This is a genomic window from Aquincola agrisoli (assembly GCF_036621135.1).
GTDB classification, from domain to species: domain Bacteria; phylum Pseudomonadota; class Gammaproteobacteria; order Burkholderiales; family Burkholderiaceae_C; genus Aquincola; species Aquincola agrisoli.
Genome location: NZ_JAZIBG010000019.1, coordinates 46,828 through 72,451 on the forward strand (window position 1 = coordinate 46,828; position 25,624 = coordinate 72,451).

General features: G+C 71.3%; 23 protein-coding genes and 1 riboswitch. Of the genes, 7 read left to right on the top strand and 16 right to left on the bottom strand.

Annotated elements, in window-relative coordinates:
- Positions 1-5: 5 nt before the first annotated feature.
- Genes V4F39_RS06495 through V4F39_RS06505 form a run of 3 tightly spaced genes read left to right on the top strand, consistent with a single transcriptional unit; the run spans position 6 to position 4,617 of the window.
- Complete coding sequence (locus V4F39_RS06495) at positions 6-2,291, top strand: molybdopterin guanine dinucleotide-containing S/N-oxide reductase (RefSeq protein ID WP_332288501.1); 2,286 nt, start codon at positions 6-8, stop codon at positions 2,289-2,291.
- On the top strand, positions 2,288-3,712 hold the full coding sequence (locus V4F39_RS06500; RefSeq protein WP_332288502.1) for an MmgE/PrpD family protein: 1,425 nt from the start codon (positions 2,288-2,290) through the stop codon (positions 3,710-3,712). Before V4F39_RS06495 ends, V4F39_RS06500 begins: the two co-directional genes overlap by 4 nt.
- 11 nt (positions 3,713-3,723) lie before the next feature.
- The gene (locus V4F39_RS06505; protein WP_332288503.1) at positions 3,724-4,617 is read left to right on the top strand and encodes an MBL fold metallo-hydrolase; all 894 of its coding nucleotides are present in this window, start codon (positions 3,724-3,726) and stop codon (positions 4,615-4,617) included.
- 46 nt (positions 4,618-4,663) lie between these two features.
- Here the strand turns inward: V4F39_RS06505 and V4F39_RS06510 are convergent, their stop codons facing one another.
- The 9 genes from V4F39_RS06510 to V4F39_RS06550 form a co-directional block, all read right to left on the bottom strand.
- Positions 4,664-5,578 carry an ATP-binding cassette domain-containing protein gene (locus V4F39_RS06510; protein ID WP_378235062.1) on the bottom strand — a complete coding sequence of 305 codons (915 nt, stop codon included), beginning with the start codon at positions 5,576-5,578 and terminating at the stop codon, positions 4,664-4,666.
- A gap of 36 nt (positions 5,579-5,614) precedes the next feature.
- Positions 5,615-6,391 carry an aliphatic sulfonate ABC transporter permease SsuC gene (gene ssuC / locus V4F39_RS06515; protein ID WP_332288505.1) on the bottom strand — a complete coding sequence of 259 codons (777 nt, stop codon included), beginning with the start codon at positions 6,389-6,391 and terminating at the stop codon, positions 5,615-5,617.
- A 2-nt stretch (positions 6,392-6,393) separates the two neighbouring features.
- Positions 6,394-7,572 (bottom strand): FMNH2-dependent alkanesulfonate monooxygenase, encoded by a 1,179-nt coding sequence (gene ssuD, locus V4F39_RS06520; protein WP_332288506.1) that lies wholly within the window; start codon positions 7,570-7,572, stop codon positions 6,394-6,396.
- A 34-nt stretch (positions 7,573-7,606) separates the two neighbouring features.
- Positions 7,607-8,587, bottom strand: a complete 981-nt coding sequence (locus V4F39_RS06525; protein WP_332288507.1) for an aliphatic sulfonate ABC transporter substrate-binding protein — start codon at positions 8,585-8,587, stop codon at positions 7,607-7,609.
- 22 nt (positions 8,588-8,609) lie between these two features.
- Complete coding sequence (locus V4F39_RS06530) at positions 8,610-9,554, bottom strand: sulfonate ABC transporter substrate-binding protein (protein WP_332288508.1); 945 nt, start codon at positions 9,552-9,554, stop codon at positions 8,610-8,612.
- Positions 9,555-9,750: 196 nt separating this feature from the next.
- Entirely contained in the window at positions 9,751-10,323 is a 573-nt protein-coding gene (gene msuE / locus V4F39_RS06535) for an FMN reductase (RefSeq protein ID WP_332288509.1), read from the bottom strand.
- 11 nt (positions 10,324-10,334) lie between these two features.
- Positions 10,335-11,471 (bottom strand): sigma-54 interaction domain-containing protein, encoded by a 1,137-nt coding sequence (locus tag V4F39_RS06540; RefSeq protein ID WP_332288510.1) that lies wholly within the window; start codon positions 11,469-11,471, stop codon positions 10,335-10,337.
- 8 nt (positions 11,472-11,479) lie between these two features.
- On the bottom strand, positions 11,480-11,914 hold the full coding sequence (locus V4F39_RS06545) for a VOC family protein (RefSeq protein WP_332288511.1): 435 nt from the start codon (positions 11,912-11,914) through the stop codon (positions 11,480-11,482).
- 151 nt (positions 11,915-12,065) lie between these two features.
- Positions 12,066-12,779, bottom strand: coding sequence for a Crp/Fnr family transcriptional regulator (locus V4F39_RS06550; protein WP_332288512.1), 714 nt, complete (start codon positions 12,777-12,779; stop codon positions 12,066-12,068).
- Between the two features lie 113 nt (positions 12,780-12,892).
- Here V4F39_RS06550 and V4F39_RS06555 point away from each other — a divergent pair, with 113 nt between their 5' ends.
- The 3 genes from V4F39_RS06555 to V4F39_RS06565 all read left to right on the top strand — a co-directional run bounded on the left by V4F39_RS06555 (position 12,893) and on the right by V4F39_RS06565 (position 15,029).
- Positions 12,893-14,440: a tannase/feruloyl esterase family alpha/beta hydrolase gene (locus V4F39_RS06555; protein ID WP_332288513.1), complete on the top strand. Its 1,548-nt coding sequence runs from the start codon at positions 12,893-12,895 to the stop codon at positions 14,438-14,440.
- A gap of 85 nt (positions 14,441-14,525) precedes the next feature.
- Positions 14,526-14,798, top strand: coding sequence for a VF530 family protein (locus V4F39_RS06560; RefSeq protein WP_332288514.1), 273 nt, complete (start codon positions 14,526-14,528; stop codon positions 14,796-14,798).
- A gap of 12 nt (positions 14,799-14,810) precedes the next feature.
- Entirely contained in the window at positions 14,811-15,029 is a 219-nt protein-coding gene (locus V4F39_RS06565; RefSeq protein WP_332288515.1) for a SlyX family protein, read from the top strand.
- A 29-nt stretch (positions 15,030-15,058) separates the two neighbouring features.
- Here the strand turns inward: V4F39_RS06565 and V4F39_RS06570 are convergent, their stop codons facing one another.
- The 4 genes from V4F39_RS06570 to V4F39_RS06585 form a co-directional block, all read right to left on the bottom strand.
- Positions 15,059-16,810, bottom strand: coding sequence for a methyl-accepting chemotaxis protein (locus V4F39_RS06570; RefSeq protein WP_332288516.1), 1,752 nt, complete (start codon positions 16,808-16,810; stop codon positions 15,059-15,061).
- Positions 16,811-16,940: 130 nt separating this feature from the next.
- Positions 16,941-18,686, bottom strand: a complete 1,746-nt coding sequence (locus V4F39_RS06575; protein ID WP_332288517.1) for a methyl-accepting chemotaxis protein — start codon at positions 18,684-18,686, stop codon at positions 16,941-16,943.
- A gap of 137 nt (positions 18,687-18,823) precedes the next feature.
- The gene (locus tag V4F39_RS06580; RefSeq protein ID WP_332288518.1) at positions 18,824-19,162 is read right to left on the bottom strand and encodes a c-type cytochrome; all 339 of its coding nucleotides are present in this window, start codon (positions 19,160-19,162) and stop codon (positions 18,824-18,826) included.
- Positions 19,159-20,439, bottom strand: a complete 1,281-nt coding sequence (locus V4F39_RS06585; protein WP_332288519.1) for a PQQ-dependent sugar dehydrogenase — start codon at positions 20,437-20,439, stop codon at positions 19,159-19,161. The genes V4F39_RS06580 and V4F39_RS06585 overlap by 4 nt, the downstream gene beginning before the upstream one ends.
- A 292-nt stretch (positions 20,440-20,731) precedes the next feature.
- On the opposite strand from V4F39_RS06585, the gene V4F39_RS06590 reads away from it, so the two are divergent.
- The gene (locus V4F39_RS06590; RefSeq protein ID WP_332288520.1) at positions 20,732-22,642 is read left to right on the top strand and encodes a sigma-54-dependent Fis family transcriptional regulator; all 1,911 of its coding nucleotides are present in this window, start codon (positions 20,732-20,734) and stop codon (positions 22,640-22,642) included.
- Positions 22,643-22,672: 30 nt separating this feature from the next.
- Here V4F39_RS06590 and nrdR read toward each other — a convergent pair whose 3' ends face one another.
- The 3 genes from nrdR to V4F39_RS06605 form a co-directional block, all read right to left on the bottom strand.
- Entirely contained in the window at positions 22,673-23,116 is a 444-nt protein-coding gene (gene nrdR, locus V4F39_RS06595; RefSeq protein WP_332288521.1) for a transcriptional regulator NrdR, read from the bottom strand.
- Between the two features lie 24 nt (positions 23,117-23,140).
- A complete protein-coding gene (glyA, locus tag V4F39_RS06600; protein ID WP_332288522.1) occupies positions 23,141-24,388 on the bottom strand; it encodes a serine hydroxymethyltransferase in 1,248 nt (415 codons plus the stop codon).
- Between the two features lie 67 nt (positions 24,389-24,455).
- Positions 24,456-24,570: riboswitch (ZMP/ZTP riboswitch) on the bottom strand.
- 42 nt (positions 24,571-24,612) lie between these two features.
- Positions 24,613-25,491 (bottom strand): transglycosylase SLT domain-containing protein, encoded by an 879-nt coding sequence (locus V4F39_RS06605; RefSeq protein WP_332288523.1) that lies wholly within the window; start codon positions 25,489-25,491, stop codon positions 24,613-24,615.
- Positions 25,492-25,624: the final 133 nt, after the last annotated feature.

The window sequence follows — 25,624 nt, forward strand, 5'->3', positions numbered from 1 at the left end:
GCGGCATGCTTTCCCACAGCGCGCACTGGGGCGTGTTCCGCGCCGCCTGGGACGGCGGGCGCCTGACGGTGCAGCCGCATCCCGGCGACCCCGATCCCAATCCCATCATCGACAACCTGCCCAGTGCGCTGCGCCACCCGGTGCGGGTGACGCAGCCGATGGTGCGGCGCGGGTGGCTGGCGCGCGGGCCCGGCCCCGACGCCACGCGAGGCCTCGACGGCTTCGTGCCGATGGCCTGGAGCGAGGTGCTGGACCGCCTGGCCGCCGAGCTGCGCCGGGTGAAGGACACGCACGGCGCCGAAGCCGTGTTCGGCGGCTCCTACGGCTGGTCGAGCGCGGGCCGCTTCCACCATGCGCAGAGCCAGGTGCACCGCTTCCTCAACACGGTGCTGGGCGGCTACGTGCGCTCGGTCAACAGCTACAGCGCCGGCGCCTCGGGGCCGATGCTGCCGCACATCATGGGCACCATGGAGGAGGTGGCGCGTCGCAACGTCACCTGGGAGCAGATCGTCGACCACACCGACGTGGTGCTGGCGTTCGGCGGCATGGCGCTGAAGAACTCCCGCGTGGCCTCGGGCGGCATCAGCCGCCACGTGGAGCGCGATGCCATGCGGCAGGCCGCGGCGCGCGGTTGCCGCTTCGTCAACATCAGCCCGCTGAAGACCGACCTGCCCGAGGAGGCCGCCTTCGACTGGCTGCCCGTGGTGCCCGGCACCGACACCGCGCTGATGCTGGGCATGGTGCACCAGCTCGTCGCCGAGGGCCGCCACGACCGCGCCTTCATCGCCAGCCACTGCGATGGCTGGGAGGCCTTCGAGGCCTACCTGATGGGCCGCGACGACGGCGTGCCCAAGAGCTGCGACTGGGCGGCGGGCGTGTGCGGCATACCGGCCGACACGCTGAAGGCCCTGGCCCGCTCGCTGGTGGGCAAGCGGGTGCTGGTGGTGGTGGCCCATTCGCTCCAGCGGGCCGAGCACGGCGAGCAGCCGGTGTGGATGGGCGCGGTGCTGGCCTGTGCGCTGGGCCAGATCGGCCTGCCCGGCGGCGGCTACAACTACGCGCTGGGCACGCTGGCCCACTACGGCAAGCGCAACAACGCGGTGGCGGCGCCTGCGCTGCCGCAGGGCAGCAACGGGGTGAAGGACTTCATCCCCGTGGCCCGCATCAGCGACATGCTGCTGAACCCCGGCCAGCCCTTCGACTACAACGGCCAGCGCCGCCACTACCCGCACATCCGGCTGGCCTACTGGGCCGGCGGCAATCCCTTCCACCACCACCAGGACCTGCAGCGCCTGGCCGAGGCCTTCCGGCGGCTGGACACCTTCGTGGTGCACGAAACCGCCTGGACGGCCACCGCGCGCCACGCCGACATCGTGCTGCCCTGCACGATGACGCTGGAGCGCGAGGACATCGGCGGCACGCCCACCGACCCGATGCTGGTCGCCATGCGCCGCGTGGCACCGCCCATCGGCCAGGCCCGGGACGACTACGACATCTTCTGCAGCCTGGCGCGCCGGCTGGGCGGTCTGGAGGCCTTCAGCGAGGGCCGCAGTTCGCAGCAGTGGCTGCGCCACCTGTACGCCCGTGTGCAGCAGGGCCTGCAGGCGATGGACCTGGAGGCGCCCGACTTCGACACCTTCTGGGAGCGCGGCGAGCTGATGCTGCCGCAGAAGCCCGACGACGGCGGCCTGCTGCGCGCCTTCCGCGACGATCCCGCGGGGGCCCGCCTGGCCACGCCCAGCGGCAGGATCCAGATCAGCTCGCCCGCGGTGGCGGCCTTCGGCTACGCCGACTGCCCCGGCCACCCGGCCTGGCTGCCGCCGCGCCATGCGCCCGACGCCACGCACCCGCTGTGGCTGGTGGCCAACCAGCCCCACACCAAGCTGCACAGCCAGCTCGATTTCGGCGCCTACAGCCAGGCCGCCAAGCGGCAGGGGCGCGAGGTGTGCACGATGCATGTGAACGCCGCCCGCGCCCGCGGCATCCGCGAGGGCGACATCGTGCGCCTCTTCAACGAGGTGGGCGCCTGCCTGGCCAGCGCGCACCTGAGCACCGACCTGCGCGAGGACGTGGTGCAGCTGCCCACCGGCGCCTGGTACGACCCCGCGGTGGACGCCCAGGGCCGCCCGCTGTGCGCACACGGCAACCCCAACGTGCTGACGCGCGACATCGGCACCTCGTCGCTGGCGCAGGGCTGCGCCGGGCAGCTCGGCACGGTGCAGGTGGAGCGCTTCGACGAGCCGCTGCCGCCGATCCGTGCCTTCGATTCCCCCGAGCCGCCTGCCGCATGACCGCCACCACCACGACGCCTTCGGGCATGGAGCGCCCCGGCCTGCCCGAAGCGGCGCTGGTCGCGCACACCCTGGGCCTGATCGAACGCCCACTGGCAGCGCCCACGCGCGAGCGGCTGGCGCAGGCGCTGCTCGACTGGTTCACCGCGGGCTGCTCGGCGGCGGCCCTGCCGGCTGCGGGCCGGCTGCGCGAGCTGGCGGCCCGGCTGTTCCCGGGCGAGGGCACGGCGCCGGTGTTCGGCGGCACGACGCGCGATCCGCACACGACCCTCTCGCCGATGGCGGCGGGCTTTGCCAACGCCGGCATCACCCACCTGCGCGAGATCGACGACGCGCACCGCGCCGCGATGCTGCACCCCGGGGTGGTGGCCGTCTCGCCCGCGCTGGCGCTGGCGCCCGGCCTGGGCCTCACGCAGCGGCGCGTGGCGCAGGCGGTGCTGGCCGGCTACGAGGTGGCCCTGCGTGTGGGCGAAGCCATGGGCGCGGGCCATGCCGGGCTGTTCCATGCCACAGCCACGGCCGGCAGCGTGGGGGCCGCGGCGTCCGCCGCGGTGGCGCTGGGCCTGGGGCCTGCGGCGTTCCACCATGCACTGGGCATCGCGGCCACGCAGGCCGCCGGCCTGTGGCAGCTGGTGGACGACGGCGCGCACGAGGCCAAGGCGCTGCACCCGGCCTTCGCGGTGCGCAACGGGCTCACCGCGGCCTTCGCGGCGCAGGCCGGCTTCCCCGGCGCGGCGGCCTTCGTCACCGGGCGGCGCGGCATGCGTGCGCTGCTGGCGGGCAACGGGCCGGTGGAGGTGCTGGCCGGCGATGCACGGGACATCGCGCGGTTGCACACCGCCACCATCAAGGCCTGGCCGGCCTGCGCAATGCTCTTCACGCCGCTGGACGCCATGCTGTCGCTGATCGAGGACCATGGCCTGCGGGCAGACGACGTGGCGGCGGTGGAGGTGGAGATCTTCAGCCACGCGCTGAAGATCGCCGGCGTGCACTGGCCGGCCGCACCGGCCGAGGCCGCCTTCAGCCTGCGCTACCTGCTGGCGGTGCTGCTCACCCGCGGCCGCATCGGCATTGCCGATACCGAATCGCCGCAACCGGAGGATCCTGCGCTGAAGGCCCTGGCCGAGCGCATCGCCGTGCGCGGCAGCGAGGGGTTCCAGCAGGCCTTCCCCGGCCGTCGGCCCAGCCGCGTGACGGTCACCCTGCGCTCGGGCCAGCAGCTCAGCGCCTACCGCGAGCTGCGCCGGGGCGATCCGGAAGACCCCTATACCTGGCCCGCGCTGCAGGCCCGCATGCGTGCGTTCGTGCCCGGCATGGACGATGCGCAGGCCGCGGCCCTGGTGGACGCCTGCGAGCGGCTGCTGGACCCGGCGCGGGACGACGAGCCCGCTGCGTTCCCGGCCGCCCTGTTCGGCGCCTGACCTGCCCGCCCATGGCATCGCCCCTTCCCGACGCATCCGCCCGGCCGCCGGCCGCGCGCGTGCACAGCTTCTTCGACCGCAGCACCGGCACCGCCACCCACGTGTTGTGGTGCCCGGCCACCCGCCGCGCGGCGGTGATCGACAGCGTGCTCGACTTCGATCCCCGGTCGGGCCGCAGCGCGACCCGCTCGGCCGACCGCGTGCTGGACTTCCTGCGCGACGAGGCGCTGGCGGTGGACTGGCTGCTGGAAACCCATGTGCACGCCGACCACTTCTCCGCCGCGGCCTACCTGCGGGACCGGGTGGGCGGCCGCATCGCCATCGGCGCGGGCATCCGGCAGGTGCAGCAGGTGTTCAAGCCGATCTTCAATGCCGCGCACATGGGCACCGACGGCACGCCCTTCGACCAGCTGTTCACCGACGGCGAGCGCTTCGCCATCGGTGAGCTCCAGGCCACCGTGATGCACACGCCCGGCCACACGCCGGCCTGCGTCTGCTACGTGGTGGGCGGCGACGCCTTCGTGGGCGACACGCTGTTCATGCCCGATGCCGGCTCGGCCCGCTGCGACTTCCCCGGGGGCGACGCCCGCACGCTGTTCCGCTCGATCCGCCGCATCCTGGCGCTGCCGGCCGAGACCCGGCTCCACCTGTGCCACGACTACCCGCCCGCGCACCGCGAGGCCACCTGGTGCACCACCGTCGCCGCCCAGCGCGCGGCCAACGTGCATGTGCACGACGGCATCGCGGAAGACGACTTCGTGGCGCGGCGCACCGCACGCGACCGCACCCTGGACATGCCCGCGCTCCTGCTGCCCGCCATCCAGGTGAACGCCCAGGCCGGCCGCTTTCCGCCGGCCGAGGACAACGGCGTGCGCTACCTGAAGATTCCGCTCGACGCGCTCTGAGTAACCGTCTTCCGAGTCAAGCGCCGCGCCGCAGGGCAGGCAGGGCCTACAACGCAAACCGCAGGGATGAGAACACCAGCGGCTGCGGCGAGGGTGCTTCCTCCCCGGCCGGCTGCTGCAGCACGCGCTGCAGGATCTCCGATTCATGCCGCGCGAACGCCGCCGAGCCGTGGCTGCGCGGGCGGGGCAGCCCGATGCGCTGGTCGAGCGAGACGTGGTGGTCCTCGATCAGCAGCACGCGGTCGGCCAGCGCGACGGCCTCGGCCACATCGTGCGTGACCAGCAGCGCGGTGAAGCCGTGGCGCTGCCAGAGCGATTCGATCAGGCGGTGCATCTCGATGCGCGTCAGCGCGTCCAGCGCGCCGAGGGGCTCGTCGAGCAGCAGCAGCCGCGGACGGTGGACGAGCGCACGCGCCAGCGCCACCCGCTGCCGCTGGCCGCCCGACAGCACGGCCGGCCATTCGTGGCCGCGGTCCGCCAGCCCCACCTGGGCCAGCGCCTCGCGGGCCCGGTCCTTCGCGTCGGGGCCTTCGAGGCCGAGCGCGATGTTGCCGAGCACGCGTTTCCAGGGCAGCAGCCGCGCGTCCTGGAACATGATGCGGATCTCGTCGCGGTGCTCGGCCAGCGTGCGCCCGTCGGGCGAGGCGATCCGGCCCCGCGTCGGCTGCTCCAGCTGCGCCAGCAGCCGCAGCAGCGTGCTCTTGCCGCAGCCGCTGCGCCCGACGATCGCGACGAACTCGCCCGGCGCGATGTCGAGGTCGATCGCATCCAGCACGGGGCGTTCGCCGTATTGCTTGCCGATGCCGCGCAGCGCGAGCGCCAGGCCGTGCGGCACAGGCTCATGGTGCCCGCGGGCGAGCGGCGCCGTGGCGCGGGGGGATGCCACCGCCGGGCGGTTGCCCAGCAGCGCGCCGCCGTCGAGTTGCAGGGTGGTCGGGTGATTCATCTTCTCGATCTCCATTCATGCCGCGCAACCCGAAGGCGCTACGGGGGTGGGCTACTGATACCCGGGGTGCCAGCGCAGCCACCAGCGTTCGAGGCCTTTTGCCAGCACGTCGGCCAGCTTGCCCAGCGCCGCGTAGAGCAGGATGCCCACCAGCACCACGTCGGTCTGCAGGAACTCGCGGGCGTTCATGGTGAGATAGCCGATGCCGGCCTGCGCCGAGATGGTTTCGGCCACGATCAGCAGCACCCACATCAACCCCAGGCTGAAGCGCACGCCCACCAGGATCGACGGCAGCGCGCCCGGCAGGATGACCTGCCTGTACAACGGCCAGCCGCTCAGGCCGTAGCTGCGCGCCATCTCGATGAGGCCCTTGTCGACCGAGCGGATGCCGTGGAAGGTGTTGAGGTAGATCGGGAAGAAGACACCCAGCGCCACCAGGAACAGTTTGGCCGTCTCGTCGATGCCGAACCACAGGATCACCAGCGGAATGAGCGCCAGCGCCGGGATGTTGCGGATCATCTGCAGCGTCGAGTCGAGCAGCGTCTCGGCCGTGCGGAAGGTGCCGGTCAGCAGGCCCAGCAGCAGGCCCAGGCCGCCGCCGATCGCGAAGCCGATGGCCGCGCGCTGCGTACTCACGGCCACGTGGGTCCAGATCTCGCCGGAGGCCGTGAGCCGCCAGAAGGCCTTCAGCACGGCCAGCGGCTCGGGCAGCACGCGCGTCGACAGCCAGCCCAAGGCCGACGCGGCCTCCCAGGCGGCCAGGATCAGTATCGGCACCAGCCACGGCGCCAGCCGGTGCACCACGGCGGAAGGTTGGGGCAGGGACATGGTCAGCTCGCCGAAGCGGTTTGGGGTACGTAGGAGTTCGCCACGATCTCGCCGAAGGGGCCAGTGAGCCGGGGCTGCACCAGCTTCTCGCGCAGCGACAGCGGCAGCAGCGGGAAGACCAGCTCGGCAAAGCGGTAGGCTTCTTCCAGGTGCGGGTAGCCGCTGAGCACGAAGTACTCGAGCCCCAGGTCGGCGTATTCCTTGATGAGCGAAGCCACCTGCTGCGGGTTGCCCACCAGCGCGGTGCCGGCCCCGCCGCGCACCAGGCCCACGCCGGCCCACAGGTGCGGGTGCACCTCCAGCCCCTTGCGGATGTCGCCCGGATCGAAGCGCCCGCCGTGCAGCGCCGCCATGCGGCGCTGGCCCTCGCTGTCCATGCTCGCGAACTTCTTCTGCGCCGCGGCCACGGTGGCCGGGTCGAGGTGCTTGACCAGGTCGCGCGCCGCGGCCCAGGCTTCGTCCTCGGTCTCGCGCACGATGACGTGCAGCCGGATGCCGTAGGTGAGGGTGCGGCCCAGCGCGGCGGCGCGCTCGCGGATGTCGGCCACCTTGGCCGCCACCGCCGCCGGCGGTTCGCCCCAGGTGAGGTAGGTGTCGAGCTGGCGCGCGGCCAGGTCGTGCGCCTCCGGCGACGAGCCGCCGAAGAAGAGGGGCGGATAGGGCGCCTGCACCGGCGGGTAGAGCAGCTTGGCGCCCTTCACGCGCAGGTGATCGCCTTGGTAGTCGAACGGCGTGCCTTCATGGCTGCGCGTCAGCACCTCGCGCCAGATGGCCAGGAACTCCTGCGACAGCTTGTAGCGGTCGGCGTGCGACAGGAAGAGGCCGTCGCCTTCCAGTTCCTCGGCGTCGCCGCCGGTCACCAGGTTCAGCAGCAGCCGGCCGCCCGACAGGCGGTCGAAGGTGGCGGCAATGCGGGCCTGCTGCACCGGCGTCATCAGCCCCGGCCGCAGCGCCACCAGAAACTTCAGCCGCCGCGTCGCGTCGATCAGGCTCGAAGCCACGGTCCACGGGTCTTCGCACGACTTGCCGGTGGGAATCAGCACCCCCTCGTAGCCCAGCGTGTCGGCGGCCACGGCCACCTGCTTGAAGTAGTTGAAGTCGGCTTGCCGGCCCCCGTGCGCGGTGCCGAGGTAGCGGCTGTCGCCGTGCGTGGGGATGAACCAGAGGATCTTGAGCGTCATGGCGCAACAGGCTTCGAAGAGGGGAGGGATGGGGTCAGCGCGCCGCCAGCTTGGCGCCGCCCGGCTGCCAGACGATGTCGGCCACGCGGATGGGCTTGGGGATGAGCCCGAGCTGCGCGAAGGCATCGGCCACGCGCTGCTGGTCGGCCACGATGGCGGGCGTCAGGGGCCCCACGGGCGACGGCGGCCGGCGTTCGAGCACGCGGTGCACGGTGGCCAGGCCCAGGCCCGCGAAGTCGGCGAAGCGCTGCGCGGCTTCCTTGCGGTTGGCCTGCGCCCAGGCATCGGTGGCGGTGAGGGCGGCGAACAGCGCGGCGAGGTCGGCCTCGCGCTGCGTGAGGCCGCGGGAGGCGAGGTAGAACGAAGTGTTCGACGACAGCCCCTGGCCCGTGGCCAGCACGCGCACGTTGCCGCCGACTTCCGCGGCCGCGTAGTACGGATCCCAGATGGCCCAGGCGTCGACCGCGCCCTTTTCGAAGGCGGCGCGGGCATCGGCCGGCGGCAGGTAGACCGGGGTGATGTCGCTCCACTGCAGGCCGCCCTTCTTCACGGCCTGCACCAGCAGGTAGTGCGCGCTCGAGCCCTTCTGCGCGGCGATGCGCTTGCCCTTCAGGCCGGCCAGCGAGGTGATGGCCGAACCGGGCTTCACCAGCAGCGCGGAAGCGAGCGGCTTGGCGGGCTCGGTGCCGACGTAGAAGAGGTCCTTGCCCGCGGCCTGCGCGAAGACCGGCGGTGAATCGCCCACGGCGCCGAACTCGACGCTGCCCACGGCCAGCGCCTCCAGCAGTTGCGGGCCGGCGGGGAACTCCACCCAGCGGACCGGGGTGCCCGGCAGGTGCTTGTCGAGCAGGCCCAGGCTCTTCAGCAGCACCAGCGTGAAGGAGCCCTTCTGGAAGCCGATGCGCAGTTCACCGGGCGAGCCCTGGGCATGGGCGGCCCCGGCGGCGACAAACGAGGCGGCCAGCGCACCGAGTACGGCGCGCCGCCGCGCGAAGAGGGGTTGTTGCGATGCCATGTCGATCCTCGAGGGAGTGCGCTTACTTGGCCGCGTCGGGCAGCGCGTCGGTGATGCGGATCGCCTTCGGGATCAGCTTCAGCTCGAAGAACGTGTCGGCGATCTTCTGCTGCTCGGCCGCCACCGCGGGCGTGACGGGCACGACGTTGAACTGGTAGCGCTGCAGCGCCTGTTCGACGACGGCCACTTCCAGGCCCTGGATCGGCGCGATGAGCTGCGCGGCCTTCTGGATGTTGGCCTTCAGCCAGCGGCCCTGCTCCACGCTGTCGGCGAAGAGCGCCTGGATGACCTGCGGCTTCTTCTGCGCATAGCTGCGCTCGGCCAGGTAGTAGGCGTAGTTGGGCACGATGCCCTGCGCATTGACGAGCACGCGCGCGCCGGCCTGCTTCTCGACCGCGGACAGGAACGGATCCCAGATCGCCCAGGCATCGACCGCGCCGCGCTCGAACGCGGCGCGTGCATCGGCCGGCGGCAGGAACACGGGCTGGATGTCGGCGTACTTCAAACCCGCCTTCTCCAGCGCACGCACCAGCAGGTAGTGCACGTTGCTGCCTTTGTTGAACGCGACCTTCTTGCCCTTCAACTCGGCCACGGTCTTCAGCGGCGAATCCTTGGGCACGACGATGGCCTCGGCCTGCGGCGAGGCGGGGTCGTTGCCGATGTAGACGAAGTCGGCGCCCGCGGCCTGCGCGAAGATCGGCGGCGCCTCCCCCACGAAGCCGACGTCGACGGAGCCGACGTTCAGGCCCTCCAGCAGTTGCGGGCCGGCCGGGAACTCCACCCACTTCACGCCCACGCCCAGGGGCGCGAGCTTCTTCTCCAGCGTGCCCTGCGCCTTCTGCAGCGCCAGCAGGCTGGCCGACTTCTGGTAGCCGATGCGCAGCAGCTCGCCGCTTTGCGCCCAGGCGGCAGGCAGCGACAGGGTGATGGCGGCGGCGGCCAGCCAGGAGGGTATGCGTCGAATCATGATGAGGTCCGTGGTCCGTCGAACAAGGTGGACGGAACGATACGCAGCGGCCTGCATACGCAGAACGAATCAAAGCGAGCTTGTATATGCAGGCCGTGACCTGCAGGCCGTGCCGGCGCGGGCCAGCGGGCGCAGCCGCTGGCGCGGCGGACGGGGGAGCGTGGCGGCCTGGACGGCCCGAACGGCCGCGGCGGCGCTAGGCGGCTTCGCGCAGCAGCGACTGCCCGGGCGTGCGTGCGGCGAGCAGGAGGCGGGCCTGCAACACGGCTTCGTCGATGCGGGCCCGCAGGGCTTCGCTGTCGAGCACGTAGCCGTCGAAGTCGGATGCCGCGGCGTACACCGCTGAGGGCACCGTCAATGCGCGGAAGAACGCGAACAGCGGCCGCAACTGATGGTCGACGACCAGCGCATGGCGGTCGCTGCCGCCGTTGGCCGCGAGCAGCACGGGCCGGCCGACGAGGGCGTCCGGCGACAGCAGGTCGAACAAGTGCTTGAAGAGGCCCGAATACGAGCCCTTGTAGACCGGGCTCACCGCCACGACGAGGTCTGCCGTCTCGATGGCGCGCAGCGCCGCGGCGCCTTCGGGCGAGAGGTCCTGGGGGGCGTTGGCCACGCCGATGTGCGGCGCGAGCTTGGCGATCTCCAGCACCTGCAGCGTCACGGGCAGGGCCGCCGAGAGCGCGTCGGCGATGGCCTGCGCGAGCACCTTCGTGCGGGAGCGTTCGCCGGTGTTGCCGACGACGACGGTGATGCGATGGGGTGTGGTCATGGTGTGGAAGGCTAGGTGCCGGGGGCGGGTGCGGCAACGAAGGTTTTGTCAGACCGATATGCGCTGGCCTGTTCGTGCAGCTCGCTCGTCAGGCGGTCGAGCAGCAGGCCGTGCCGCTTGAGCAGCGTGCGCAGCGTGTTGCGGGTGACGCCCAGCCGCTGCGCGGTGTGGACCTGGTTGTTGTTGCAGGCCTCGTAGGCGCGGCGCACCAGTGTTTCCTCGACGGCCTGGAACAGCGACGCGGTGTGTTCGCCCAGCAGTTCGTCGAACAGAGCGCCCAGGCGCTGCCGGGCATCGGGCGGGGCAGCGGCGGGCGACGCCGGCTCGGGCTGCGGCGGCCGGCTGCGCCGTGTCAGCTGCAGGTCGCCGAGTTGCAACACGCCGTCCCGCGATACCAGCAGCGCGAAGTGCACGGCGTTCTCGAGCTCGCGGATGTTGCCAGGCCATGCATGCGCGAGCAGGGCCTCGCGTGCGGCGGGCGAGAACACGGCATGCGCCAGGCCGAGCTTCGGGCCGTACACGCCGATGAAATGCTGCGTCAGCGGCAGGATGTCGCCGCGCCTCTCGCGCAGCGGCGGCAGTGCCACGGGCGCCACGCTGAGGCGGTAGAAGAGGTCGGCGCGGAAGCGCCTGGCATCCACCGCGGCATGCAGGTCGACGTTGGTGGCGGCGATGAGCCGCACATCCACCGGCACCGGCCGCCGCGCCCCCAGGCGCACCACCTGCCGCTCCTGCAGCACGCGCAGCAGCTTGACCTGGTGCATCAGCGGCAGGTCGCCGATCTCGTCGAGGAACAGCGTGCCGCCGTTGGCGGCCTCGAACCAGCCCGCGCGTGCGCCGGCCGCACCGGTGTAGGCGCCGGCCTCGTGGCCGAACAGCTCGGCATCGATCAGCGATTCGCTGAACGCGCCGCAGTTGATGGCGACGAACGGCCCGCCTCGCCCGCTCGTGCGGTGGATGTGGCGGGCCACCAGCTCCTTGCCGGTGCCGGTCTCGCCAGTGACGAGCACGGTGGCATCGCTGCGCGCGAGGCGCTCGATGTGCGCCAGCAGTTCCAGCGAGCGCGGATCGTGGCAGTACAGGGCCTTCGCGCGCTGGGGCGCGGCCGCGGGCGGCGGCTCGGGCAGGGCGAGCAGGTGGGCGGCCACGGCGGCGTTCAGACGGAGAAGCGCAGCCCGGCCAGGTCCGGTGCGCGATGGGAGGCGTGCGGCTGTGCGATGAGTTCGAGCCGGTTGCGGAAGGGGTCTTCGACGTAGAGGCGCTCCTCGCCGCTAGGCAGCGGCGCTTCGTCGAGCGGCAGGCCGGCGGCGCGCAGCTGGCGCGCGATGCCGGCGAGGTCGCGCACCCGCAGCGCCAGATGAGCCTGGGGCGCGACGCCGCTGTAGTGGCCTTCGGTGAGATCGAGCCGGTGCGTGCCGAGCGCGAAGCGCAGGGTGCCGGGCCGGTCGAGCAGCGGATCGCGCAGCTCGACGAGGCCGAGCAGGCCTTCGTAGAAGGCGCGGGCCTGCGCGCTGCCGCCCGGATCGATCGGCAGCTGGATGTGGTCCACCCCTTCGATGCGATGGGGGGCCTGGGGCAGGCGGGCGGTCAAGGCGTGTTCCTGAGGGTGGGTGGCGTCGCCGTGCAGCGTAGGGGCAGGCCGGTTGGCCGTGAACGAAGCGCTGCGGCTATGCATCGGCGGCGGGCGCATATGGCCCGTTTGAACGCCGGTGGTCTGGCAAGGCGCCGGGCTGCAGGGCGCCTCAGTGCGAGCGCGAGAAGCGCCGCAGACCGTCGATGTCGTTGACGTCGATGGCCCCGTAGCTCACCCGCACGAGGCCGGCGTTTTCCAGTTGGTGCAGCGCGCGGTTCGCGATCTGCCGCGACAGGCCCGACAGCCGCCCCAGCTCTTCCTGCGACAGCGCGACGGTCTGCGGCGAGGCAGCGCTCGGCATCCCTTGCGCCTGCGGATTGAGCTGCGGGTTGAACAGCTCGGCCAGGCAGTGCGCCACATGGCCCGCGACGTCGTGCATGCGGCTGCTTTCCACCAGTGCGATGAACTGGCCCAGCCGCGCGTTGAGCTGGTCGATCAGGAAGCGGTTGAACGGCAGGCTGGTGGCCAGCAGCCAGTCGAAGGTGGCGATGGGCATGAGCGCCATGCGCGTGTCGTGCAGCGCCACCACCTCGTAGGGGCGCGGCTCCTTCTTCAGCACCGAGCCTTCGCCGAACCAGCCGCCGGGCGACATGCAGCTGAACGTGGTCACGCGGCCGTCGGCGGCCACGTTGTCGACCTTGGCCATGCCCGCGATCACGCCCAGCCAGTGCAGTGCGGGCTCGTCGCGGCGGCAGATCACCGCACCGGCGGCGTAGCTGCGCTCCAGCGTGTCGCGCTCGACCCGGTGCATCTGTTCCTCGGACAGGCCGTGTGCCCACATCGAGCCGCGCAACATCGCCGCGAGCGAGGCCGAGATTGTCATTGCACAGACAGTATGCCGACGGGGGCCGGCTTAGCATGATTTCGGCGGCGTACCAGCCGTTCGAAAACCCTGCAGGCGTCCAGTCTAGGAACGCCCGTGCCAAGGAGACAATGATGAGAAACCCCTTCCCGGCCCGCCGGGCGCAGTGGCTTGCGGGCGCCTGCGCCGTGGGCATCGGCCTGCTCGTCTCAGGTTGCGGCGACGACGATGACGACGACGGCACGCCCCCCGTCAGCGCCCAGGCCGCCTGCGATGCGCTGGCCGGGCAAACGGTGGCCGGCGCCACCATCCGCACCGCCGTTATCGTGCCGGCGGCGCAGTCGGTGGGCGAATACTGCCGCGTGCTGGGCTCGATCCGCACCTCGCTGAACTTCGAGGTGCGGTTGCCCACCACCTGGAACAAGAAGCTGCTGTACGGCGGCGGCGGCGGATGGGACGGCGCCATCAGTGGGCCGCCGCAATCGCCTTCGGCCACGACGGCGGGCTACGTGATCGTGAGTTCCGACGGCGGCCGGCAGGGCAGCAACCTCGATGCGTCCTCGTTCCTGCGCAACCCGCAGGGGCAGCAGGACTTCGGCTACCTGTCGATCCACACCGTGCTGGAAGCGGCGAAGGCGATCGTCCACAGGCGCTACGACGCCGCGCCCGAGCGCAGCTACTTCGAGGGCTGCTCCAACGGCGGGCGCGAGGCGCTGATCCAGGCGACGCGCTTCCCCAACGACTACGACGGCATCGTCGTGCGCGCACCGGCCTACAGCTTCACCGAGCTGTTCCAGGCCTTCGTCGCGAACGGCAAGGCGCTCAATGCACCCGGCGGCCAGATCAACGACGCCAAGGCGGCGCTGATCGGCAACGCCGTGCGGGCGCAGTGCGACGCGGCCGATGGCGTGGCCGACGGCATCGTCAGCCATCAGGAGGCTTGCAGCTTCGACCCGGCGGCCCTGCGCTGCACCGCGGGCGACGCCGACACCTGCCTGACCGATGCGCAGATCCACACCGTGAACACGATCTACGGCGAGCTGCGCCGCGCCGACTCCAGCCTCGTGTATCCCGGCTGGGGGCCCGGCGGCGAAGGGCTGGGCTGGCCGGCGTGGGTGACCGGCACGGCCGTGGGGGGCACCGGGCTGCAGTTCCAGTTCGGCAGCGGGCTCATCAAGTACTGGGTGACGCAGGACCCCGCCTTCGACGTGCTGACCTTCAACCCCGAGAACTACGCGCCCGCGCTCGGGCTGGCGGCCAGCACGCTCGACGCCGGCCCGGACCTGCGCACCTTCTTCGCCCGCGGCGGCAAGATGGTGCTGGTGCACGGCACGCACGACTGGGCCATCAGCTACAAGGGCTCGATCAAGTACTTCAACGACGTGGCCGCCACGGTGGGCGGCGCCTCGGTGCGCGACGCGTCGATGGAGTTCTTCCTGCAGCCCGGCGTGCAGCACTGCAGCGGCGGCGTGGGGCCCGATACGGTGGAGCTGGTCGACGCCGTCGCCAAGTGGGCGGAGAGCAACACGCGGCCCTCGGCGCAGGGCATCGTCGCGAGGAAGCTCGACACCGCCGGGGCCATCCAGGCGAGCCGGCCGCTGTGCCGCTACCCGACCTTCCCGAAGTACAAGGGCAGCGGCGACGTGAACGCCGCGGAGAGCTACACCTGCCAGGCCTCGTAGCACCCGCGGAGGCGGATTCCTGCGCCGGCGGCGAGGGGGCGTGCCGCCAGGCGATACCATCGCCGGCCCGCCCCGACCGCCACCCATGCAAGACGCCCCGCCGCCCCCTGTCCAGCCCCGCAATCCGCTGCATGGCGTGACGCTGGAAGCCATCGTCACCGCTTTGGCGGCGCACTACGGCTGGAAGGGGCTGGGCGAGCGCGTGCCGGTGCGCTGCTTCACCAGCGACCCGAGCGTGCCGTCCGCGCTGAAGTTTCTGCGCAAGACACCCTGGGCACGCGAGAAGGTCGAGGCCCTCTACCTCTTCATGCTGCGGGAGCAGCGCCGCACCGCGCGGGACGCGGGCCGACCGGGCTGAGGCCGAACCGCCATGGAAGACGAATCACCCGTCGAGCACCGGCTGACCGAGCTGGAGATCAAGGCCAGCTACGCCGAAGACCTGCTCGACCGGCTGAACGACATCGTCGTGCGGCAACAGGCGCAGATCGACCTGCTGCTGCGCGAGGTGGCGCAGCTGCGGCGCGACAGACCCGAGCCCGACGGCGCGGTGATGCGCAACCTGCGCGACGAGTTGCCGCCGCACTACTGAAGCACCGGCCCGCCCGTCGCGGGCGGGGCTCAGAACGAGGCCCAGTCGTCCTCGCTGCCGGCCATCGCGGGCACCGGCGGCGCGGCCCTGACCGGGGCCGGGGCCGGGGCGGTTGAGCCGCCCGCGGCCATCGGCGGCTTCTTCGGCGCGGCGGCCGCGCGGGCGGCTGGCGCCGGCACAGGGCGGCGGAGGGCCGCGGCGCCCGTGCGTGCCGCCTTCGGCTGGGCTTCCAGCTTGAAGAGGCCCACCACTTCCGTCAGCCGGGCTGCCTGGTGGCGCAGGCTTTCTGCCGCGGCAGCGCTTTCTTCCACCAGCGCCGCGTTCTGCTGCGTGACCTGGTCGAGCTGCGTCACGGCCGTGCCCACCTGCTCGATGCCCGAGGCCTGCTCCTTCGTCGCGGCCGAGATCTCGCTGATGAACTGGCTCACGCGCTGCACCTGCGAGACGATCTCGCCCATCGAGCGGCCGGCATCGTCCACCTGCTGCGAGCCGGCGTGCACCTTGTCGACGCTGGCGCCGATCAGCACCTTGATCTCCTTGGCCGCTTCGGCCGAGCGCTGCGCGAGGCCGCGCACCTCGCCCGCCACCACCGCGAAGCCGCGGCCCTGCTCGCCGGCGCGCGCCGCTTCCACCGCGGCGTTCAGCGCCAGGATGTTGGTCTGGAACGCGATGCCGTCGATGGTGCCGATGATGTCGGCGATCTTCTTGGAAGAGGCGGTGATGTCCTGCATCGTCGACACGACATGGCCGACCAGCTCGCCGCCGCGTGCGGCGGCCTGCGACGCGGCGCTGGCCAGGGTGTTGGCCTGCGCGGCGGTGGCGGCGTTGTTCTGCACGGTGCTGGTCAGCTCCTCCATCGAGGCGGCCGTCTGCTGCAGGTTGCTGGCCTGCTCCTCGGTGCGCTGGCTGAGGTCGGCGTTGCCGGTGGCGATCTGGTCGGAGCCGGTGGCGATGCTGTCGCTGCTGGCGCGCACCTGGCTCACCACCTCCGCCAGCCGGGCCTGCATGCGCGCCATCGCCGCGAGGATGCTGGTGTCGTCGCCCGGCCGCACGGGCACCTGCGCCGACAGGTCACCTTCGGCGATGCGGCCCGCGATGCCGACGACCGTGTCGGGCTCGCCGCCCAGCCGGCCGGTGATGTTGCGCGTGATGCCGATGGCGACGCCGGCGCCGAGCAACACCACGCCGCCCAGCGTCGCGAGGATGACGAGGCGGGCGCTGCCGTAGGTGGCGTCGGCCGCGTGGGTCGCTTCGACACTGCCCTGGGCGTTCAGCTTGACGAGCTGGATCAGCAGGGCGCCGCCGTCGTCGAGATGGCGCTGCGAGGCGGCGCGAGCCAGGTCGCGGGCGTCGTCGTTGCGGTTGGCCCTCGACAGCGCACGGATCTTCGGATGCTCGCCCAGGTACAGCGCCCACTGGCGCTTGAAGTCGTCCCACAGCGCCTGCTCCTGCGGCGAGGAGACAAGAGGCTCATAGGCGGCGAAGTCGGCGGCCATCTCCTGGACCAACGCGTCGAAGCGGCCTTCGTAGATCGTCATCTGCTCGTCGCTGGTCGACAGCAGGTGCTGCAGCTCGGCGCGCCTGACGTCCGAGGCGGTCGCCTTGATCTCGGAGATCACCTGCACGCTGGGCAGCCAGTTGGCGGTGATCTCCTCGACGTTGCCTTTGAGGGAGGCCAGCTGCCCGATGGCGGACAGGCCGAGCCCCGCGGCCAGGGCGATCACCCCGCCGAAGGCCAGGGCGAGCCGCTGGCCCAGTCGCAGATTGCTCAGGAATTTCATGACGTTGGTGCTGTTTGAAATGGCGGTAGATGCTTATCGGAGGCATCGACCGCAGTTGAAGCGCCAAATCGTCAAAAGTGATTGAAATTCCTGGTGTAAGTGATGGGTGAATCTGCGGCGGCCGAAAGTGTCAGAAGGATGCCCAGTCGTCCGCCCCCGCTGCCGCGGTGGCCGGCTGCGGTGCAGGCGCGGGGGCGGGTGAAGCCTGCTTGGCGGCAGGCCGGGAGGCGGCCGCTGGTCGTGCGGCCGGCGTGGCGGTATGCGGCGCGGAGGCCGTGAAGGCCTTCGCGGCGGGGGCTGCGGCCAGGCTGCCCCCGCCCTGCTGCAGCTTGAACACCGCCACGGCCTGCACGAGCTGCTGCGCCTGCTGGCGCAGGCTGTCCGCGGCGGCCGCGCTTTCTTCCACCAGGGCGGCGTTCTGCTGCGTGGCCTGGTCCATCTGGCTGACCGCTTCGCCGACCTGGGCCACACCCGCGCTCTGCTCGGCGCTGGCTCGGCTGATGTCGCTCATGATCTGGTTGACGCGGCCGATCGACTGCACCACTTCGCTCATCGTCGTGCCGGCCTGGTCGACGAGCTGGGTGCCGGCCGCCACGCGTTCGACGCTCGCCGAGATCAGCGTCTTGATCTCCTTCGCGGCCTCGGCGCTGCGCTGGGCCAGCGTGCGCACCTCGCCGGCCACCACCGCGAAGCCGCGGCCCTGCTCGCCGGCCCGCGCCGCTTCCACCGCGGCGTTCAGCGCCAGGATGTTGGTCTGGAAGGCGATGCCGTCGATCACCGCGATGATGTCGGCGATGCGGGTGCTGCTCTGGTTGATCTCCTTCATGGTGTCGACCACGCGGCTCACCACCTCGCCGCCCTGCACGGCCACGGTGCTGGCGGTCTGGGCGAGCTGGTTGGCCTGCTGGGCGTTGTCGGCGTTGTGCTTGACGGTGGTGGAGAGCTGCTCCATCGACGCGGCGGTTTCCTCCAGCGCACTGGCCTGTTCCTCGGTCCGGGCCGAGAGGTCCTGGTTGCCCTGGGCGATCTGCGCCGAGGCGGTGGCAACGCTTTCCGCGTTCTGCCGGACGTTGGAGACCACCTTCACCAGGTTGGCCTGCATCGCGGCCATGCGGGCGACGACGCTGCTGTCGTCGCCGGCCTTCGCCCGGATCGGCCAGGTCAGGTCGCCTTCGGCCACGGCATTGGCGGCGGAGGCCACCTCGGCGGGCTCGCCGCCCAGCGGACGGGTGATGCTGCGGCTGATCAGCAGCGACACGCCGACCGACAGCAGCACCGCGGCGACGATCACCGCCCAGGTCGCCTGGGTGCTCTCGGCGACGATGACGTCGCTGTCGTCATAGGCCTTCTTGCCGAGCGCCACGTTCACGTCGACCAGGGCGGAGAGCAGGTCGTCCGCCTTCTGGAAGATGGGGGCCACCTGGTCCAGCAGCGCCGCCAGCGCCTCGGCGCTCTGCCCCTCGTCGATGAGCTTCGTGGTCTGGGCGGCGGCCGACAGGTACGGCGGCCAGGCGGCGTCGAACTGCGCCAGCAGTTCGGTTTCCTTCGCGGTGAGCGAGGTCTTGCGGTACTTGTCGATCAGCGCATTCATCTGCGCGATGTTCTTGGTCATGCCCTCGGCGATCGCCGCCCGCTTGGGTTTTTCGTCTTCCGCCAGGTACGCGAACATTGCGCGGTTGTGGTAGATCGCCTGCATGTTGGCGTTGGCGACGTCGGCCGTCGGCACCAGGTTGGTGTCGTACATCGTGTTCAGCATGTCGTTGACCTTGGAGGTCTGCGACAGGCCGAACAGCCCCACGCCGAGCGTGAGGGCCGCGGCGAGCAGGGCCAGCCCGATCATCCGGGCGCTGATGGTGCTTTGCGCTAACCACTTCATGTTTCTTCCCCTTCGATAGTTGAGGTGCCAGATGGCAGGTCACTATCGGATGGTGAAGCAATAATTGAAGTGATAAAAAAGAAACAGGCCGTCATTTTCCGACGTTATAACGGCCTGCCTGGCAGGAACGGACGGGCTCAGGGGAGCTGCGCAGTCACCTTGATCGACGAGAACCAGGCCGCCAGGTTGTCGATGTCTGCGTCGGTCAGCGGCTTGGCCATCACGCCCATCACTTCGTGCGCGCGCGCGCCGCTGCGGTAGGCGCGCAGCTGCGCGGCGACGTAGAGCGCGGGCTGCCCGGCGAGGTGGGGCGCATCGGGCGCGGTGCTCAGGCCGTTGGGGCCGTGACACACCGCGCACATCTGCGCCTTGGCCTTGCCGGCGGCGGCGTCGGCCGCCCCGGCGGGCAGGGCGGCCAGCGGCACCCCGGCCAGCAAGGCGGCGAGCCTGGCCGTGGTCAGGATGCCTGCCTTCACGGTGCGCTGTAGGTGATGCGGTAGATCGCGCCGGCGAAGTCGTCGGAGACGAGCAGCGATCCGTCCTTCATGACCGCCACGTCCACCGGCCGGCCGCGGTACACGCCGGTATCGCCGTCGAGCCAGCCGTCGGCGAAGACTTCGGTCTTGTCGGCGGTGCCGTCGGGCTTCAGGGAGGTGAAGAGCACCCGCGCCCCCACCGGCTTGGTGCGGTTCCAGGAACCGTGCTGCGCCGAGAAGAAGCCGCCCTGGTACTTGGCCGGGAACTGCTTGGCCGTGTAGAAGGCCATGCCCAGGTCGGCCGCGTGCGCATCGGTCATCACCTGCGGATTCACCGCGCCGGCGGGGATGGGATCCTTGTCGTAGCCGCCGTCGGTGATGCGCGTCTTCGCCACGATGTATGGGTAGCCGAAGAACTGGCCGGCTTGCGTGGCACGGTTGATCTCGCCCATCGGGATGTCGTCGCCCATGCCGTCGGTCTGGTTGTCGGTGAACCAGAGGGTCTTGTCCTTCGGGTTGAAGTCCATGCCCACCGAGTTGCGCACGCCGCGCGCGAACACCTCGCGCTTGCTGCCGTCGAGCGCCATGCGCACGATGCCTCCGATGCCGACTTGCTCGTACAGCTTCAGCTTTTCGCGCGGCTGCACGTTGAACGGCTGGCCGAGCGTGATGTACAGCAGGTTGTCGGGCCCCACCCGGCAGGTGCGTGCGCCGTGGTTGAAGGACTCCTCCTCGACCGGGATCAGCTGGCCCTGCGGCACGACCTCGGCCACCGCGACGTCGGGGCCTTCGTAGAAGAACTCCGCTGCCGGGAACATCAACACGCGGTTGTGCTCGGCGACGAGCAGGCTGCCGTCGCGGGTCCAGCACACGCCGTTGGGGACCTTGAAGTTCAGCGATGGCGCGAAGGCCTTGACCTCGCTGGCGGTGCCGGTGGACAGGCGGTCCGTCACGGCCCAGACGGCCGTCTTGCGGGTGCCGACGAACAGCATGTTCGTCGATGGCGCCACCGCCATGTGGCGCGCGTCGGGGACCATCGCATAGAGCGAGATGCGGAAGCCGGCCGGCAGCTTCACCTTCTCCAGGTTCTTGCGGATCGCGTCGGCGGCGGGGCCGGTCTGGGGCACCGGGGGGATGTTCAGGTCGGTGCCCGAGACCTTCATCTGCTTGAGCTTGTCGATGTTCTGCGCCTGCGCCGGCAGCACGGCGCAGATCGCGAGCGCGGCGGCGATCAGCGCGGCCTGCGGGCCGGGGGACGGGCGGTTCGTGCGTGGCATGTGTCTTGTCTCCTCGTTGTGGATGAATGCCCCCGGGGCTCCGCGGCCCGGGCCCACCCACCTTTGCAATGCATATGCCGGCGCGCGGCATCCGGGCAGCAGATGCCGCCTGCCCCGGAGGCCTCAGGACAAACCCGCGGCCCGACGCAGCGCCGCAGGTGTGCAGTGCCTGGGCATCGGTGCAGAGGCATGACCAGAAACTGGTCAGTTGTCTGAAGCTGTGCAGGCCTGCTATGGTCTGCGCTCCACAGGGGCCAGACGAGCGGCGTCAGACCGCGCGAGGAGACCACCCATGCTGGTACAAGCCCGTAGTGCAGTGCAGGACGATTGGCGGCTGGCGCAGATGCGCGCGCTGCTCGCGCGGCGCAATCCCGGTGCCGCCGAGGAGCCGCCGGTCGACATCCTCGAGAGCTGGGCGCGCTGCCTCGATGCGGGGCTCGATTTCTCGCGGCCGGTGCCGCTGGCCGTGGTGGAGGACGCCGACCTGCGCCGCCGCCGCGACGAAGCCGGCCGCGTCCGCGAACTGGCGCTGGTGGAACTGGAGATGCTGTTCCAGCAGATCGCCGGCTCCAACTTCCTGCTGGCCTTCGCCGACACCGACGGCATCGTGCTCGACCGGTACGCCGACCAGCGCTTCGCCACCAGCCACGCCGGTGCCGGCATCCCCGCGGGCAGCCTGTGGACCGAATCGGCGGCCGGCACCAACGGCCTGGGGACCGCGCTCGCTTGCGGCCGGTCGGTGGCGGTGAACGGGCCCGAGCACTTCTTCGGGCAGTTCTGCGACATCTCGTGCACCGCGGCGCCGATCCGCGACGCGGACGGCAGGATCGTCGGCGCGCTCGACGCCTCGTCGTACTTCGACACACGCCAGCGCCACACCCAGGCGCTGGTGCAGATGGCCGCGGCGCACATCGAGAACGTGCTGCTCGCGGAGCAGCGCGCCGCGCACCTGGTGGTGGCGATCCATCCCCGGCCGGAATTCATCGGCACGCTCAGTGCCGGCCTGCTCGCGTTCGGCGGCGACGGGTGCGTCAGTGCGTTCAATGCGCGTGCCGCCGGGCTGTTGAGCGGGCTGGCCGTCCGGCGGGGCACGGCGTTCGAGGACTTGTTCAACGAACCGTTCGAGCGCTTCGTCGCCCGCCTGCATGGCAGCGGCACGCGGCTGCGCGACGCGCTGGGCAGCGTGCTGGCGGTGTCCTGCCTGCAGCCGGGCGGCATCGCGGCGCGGCGGCCCTCGGTACCCGTCTCCGCGCCCGCGTCCACCGGCCGGCTGCCGCGTCCGGCTGCGTCGCTGCCGGCGGCGGGGGAAGTGGCCGAGGACGCCGCAGTGCAGCAGGCCTACACGCTGGCCGCGGCCGCCGTCCGCCGCGGCCTGCCGGTGCTGATCCAGGGCGAGACGGGCAGCGGCAAGGAGCTGCTGGCGCGGCACGCGCATGCGGCCAGCGGCCGGCCCGGGCCCTTCGTGCCCGTCAACTGCGGCGCCGTGCCGGCCGAGCTGTTCGAGGCCGAGTTGTTCGGTTATGTGGGGGGCGCGTTCACGGGCGCGCGCCGGCAGGGGCACGAGGGCCTGCTGGCCGCCGCGCACCGCGGCACGCTGCTGCTCGACGAGGTCGGTGAACTGCCGTTGCCGCTGCAGGCGGCGCTGCTGCGCTTCCTCGACGACGGGCTGCTGCGGCCGGTGGGCGGGCGCCAGCTGAAGGCGGTCGACGTCCAGGTGCTCGCGGCCACGCACGTCGAGCTGGCGCAGGCGGCGGCGCAGGGGCGCTTCCGCGCCGACCTGCTGTACCGGCTCGATGCGGTGACCGTGCGGCTGCCGCCGCTGCGCCAGCGAACCGATTTCGAGGCCGCCGCCGACCATGCGCTGCGGGCGCTGCAGGCCGATGCGCGCCTGACGCCGGCGGCGTTGCGGCGGCTCGCGGAACACGCTTGGCCGGGCAACTTCCGCGAGCTGCGCGCCTGCCTCGCGCGTGCACTGCTGGTGCATCCCACCGGCCTGCTCGATGCCGGCGACGTGGCGGGGGTGCTGCCACCGTCGCAGCGCGAGGCGCCGGGCCCGGGCCTGTCGCGCCTGCAGCAGGGCGCAACGCAGGCCGTGGTGGCCGAGTACCGCCGCAGTGGGTCGGTCAGCCGCACGGCGCGCAACCTGCGGGTCTCGCGGACGACGGTGTACCGGCACCTGCGCGAGGCCGGCGCGCTCGATTGAGCCGCGGCCGGGGCCTGGCGGCCCGCACGCTCAGATATCGCGGATGAGCTGCCGGAACTCGTCGACGTCCTCGAAGCTGCGGTAGACCGACGCGAAGCGCACGTAGGCGACCTTGTCGATGCGCTTGAGTTCGCGCATGACGAGTTCACCGAGCCGCGTGGAGGGCAGCTCCCGTGCGCCGCTGGTTCGCAGCTTCTCCTCGATGCGCTCGATGGCGGCATCGACCTGCTCCATGCTGACGGGCCGCTTGCGCAGCGCCAGCAGCATCGACGCGCGCAGCTTGGCGCTGTCGAACTCGACCCGCGCGCCGCCCTTCTTCACCACCGACGGCATCGCGATCTCCGGGCGCTCGTAGGTCGTGAAGCGCTTGTCGCAGCTCAGGCAGCGGCGGCGACGGCGGATGACGTCGCCTTCGTCGGAGTCGCGGGTCTCGACGACCTGCGTCTCCTCGTGGCTGCAGAAGGGGCAGCGCATGGAGCGGCGCGGGGCTGCCGGGTGTCAGCGGTAGACCGGGAATTCCCGGGTCAGCGCAGCCACCTTCTCGCGCACCTGGGCGATGACCGCCTCGTCGTGCGGGCGGTCCAGCACGTCGGCGATCAGGTGGCCGGTCTGGCGCGCCTGCTCCTCGCGGAAGCCGCGCGTGGTGAAGGCCGGGCTGCCCAGGCGGATGCCGCTGGTGACCATCGGCTTCTGCGGGTCGTTCGGGATGCCGTTCTTGTTGCACGTCATGTGCGCACGGCCCAGGATGGCCTCGGCCTCCTTGCCGGTGAGGTTCTTCGGCCGCAGGTCGACCAGCATCACGTGGCTTTCGGTGCGGCCGCTGACGATGCGCAGGCCGCGCTCGATCAGCGTCTCGGCCAGCACCGCGGCGTTCTTGGCGACCTGCTGCTGGTAGGTCTTGAACTCGGGCGCGAGCGCTTCCTTGAAAGCCACTGCCTTGCCGGCGATCACGTGCATCAGCGGGCCGCCCTGGATGCCGGGGAAGATCGCGCTGTTGATCTGCTTGGCGACCGCATCCTTCATCAGGATGATGCCGCCGCGCGGGCCGCGCAGGCTCTTGTGCGTGGTGGAGGTGACCACGTCGGCATGCGGCACGGGGTTGGGATACACGCCCGCGGCGATCAGGCCGGCGTAGTGCGCCATGTCGACCATGAAGTAGGCACCGATGGCCTTGGCGACCTTGGCGAAGCGCTCGAAGTCGATGCGCAGCGCGTAGGCCGACGCGCCGGCGATGATGAGCTTGGGCTTGTGCTCGTGGGCCAGCCGCTCCATCGCGTCGTAGTCGATCTCTTCCTTCTCGTTCAGGCCGTAGCTGACGACCTTGAACCACTTGCCGCTCATGTTCAGCGGCATGCCGTGCGTGAGGTGGCCGCCCTCCGCGAGGCTCATGCCCATGATGGTGTCGCCGGGCTGCAGCAGGCCGAAGAACACCGCCTGGTTGGCCTGCGAGCCGGAATTGGGCTGCACGTTGGCGTGCTCGGCGCCGAAGAGCTGCTTCACGCGGTCGATCGCGAGCTGCTCGACGATGTCGACGTACTCGCAGCCGCCGTAGTAGCGCTTGCCCGGGTAGCCTTCGGCGTACTTGTTGGTGAGCTGCGAGCCCTGCGCGGCCATCACGGCGGGGCTGGTGTAGTTTTCCGACGCGATGAGCTCGATGTGCTCTTCCTGGCGGCGGTTCTCCGACTGGATCGCGGTCCAGAGGTCGGGGTCGATCTGGGCGATCGTGTGCTGGTTCCGGTCGAACATGGCAGTCCTTCTTCAGAGTTGAAGACCCTGATCGCGGGCCGCCATCCGAGAGGACGGCGGTGCCATCGAGGGCTGCCCAGGCGAACGGCGGGCACGGCCTGGACAACAGGCCGCCCGCGCTCCACGGTGGTCATCCACCTCGGGCCTGCTGCAAGGCCCTATCGCCAGTCGCGCGGAACGCGAGTGTATCCGGTGGTGCAGCGGCCTTGCGCCGCCGCGGGGTGTCAGTCGAGCAGTGCCACCTGGGCCGCGTCGTCGGCCTTCGGCGCGGCGGGGATCGCCGGCGCCACCGGGGCCGCCGGCGCCGGTTCACGGGTCGCCGTCACGGCGGGCGTGATGGGTGCGTTGGTCGGTACGCCCTTGCCGTTGGCGATGCGCAGCAGGTTGGACTGCTCAGCGAGCACCTTGCCCGCGTAGCCGCCGTCGTCCGCCAGGTTGGCCGCGCCGACGTAGTAGCGCAGGCCCGCTTCGAGCCCGCCGGCGCGGGCGATGCACTCCTTGAGCACCTGCACCCCGACGCGCAGGTTGGTGACCGGGTCGAACGCCGCGTGGATGCCGCCGAACGCCTGGTACTTGTCGTCGTGCACCCGGGTCATCACCTGCATCAGACCCTGGGCGCCCACCGCGCTCTGCGCGAAGGGGTTGAAGCTCGATTCGATCGCGACGATGGCCAGGATCAGCGTCGGATCCAGGCCGGCGCGCTGGCCCACGTGCCATGCCTCCTGCACCAGCCGGCTGACCGGTTCCGGCGCGACGCGGTAGCGGCGTGACAGCCATTGCGCGACGGCCGCCTGCTGGCGTGTCAAGGCGCGCGGATCGGCCGCGGTCGCGCGGGTCACCGCATCGGCCTCGCCGAGCGACACCAGCATGTTGCCCTGCAACTCGGCCCGCGCCTCATGGCGCGATTGGAGCCAGTCGTAGGCCGCCTGCTCCACTTGGTGGCGCAGTTCGGCCCGGCCGCCGGCGAACACCAGCGCCGCGACCACGGCCAGCCCCAGCAGCGCCAGGGTGTTGTGGCTGACTTCCAGCAGGCCGTGGCCCACATCCCGGATGAACACGCCCAGCGAGGTTCTGACGGCGCGGACGATTCGAAGCAATTCCATCGTGTCCCTTCGTCGGTGGCCGCTCGGCCCGGCTGCGTGGGGCGCAGGGCGGGTGGCGAGGGGCGACCGTGATAATTCGCCGTGCTTTCGAGGCCTGTTTTTGCAGGACGCTCGCGGACGGCACCGCCCCGTG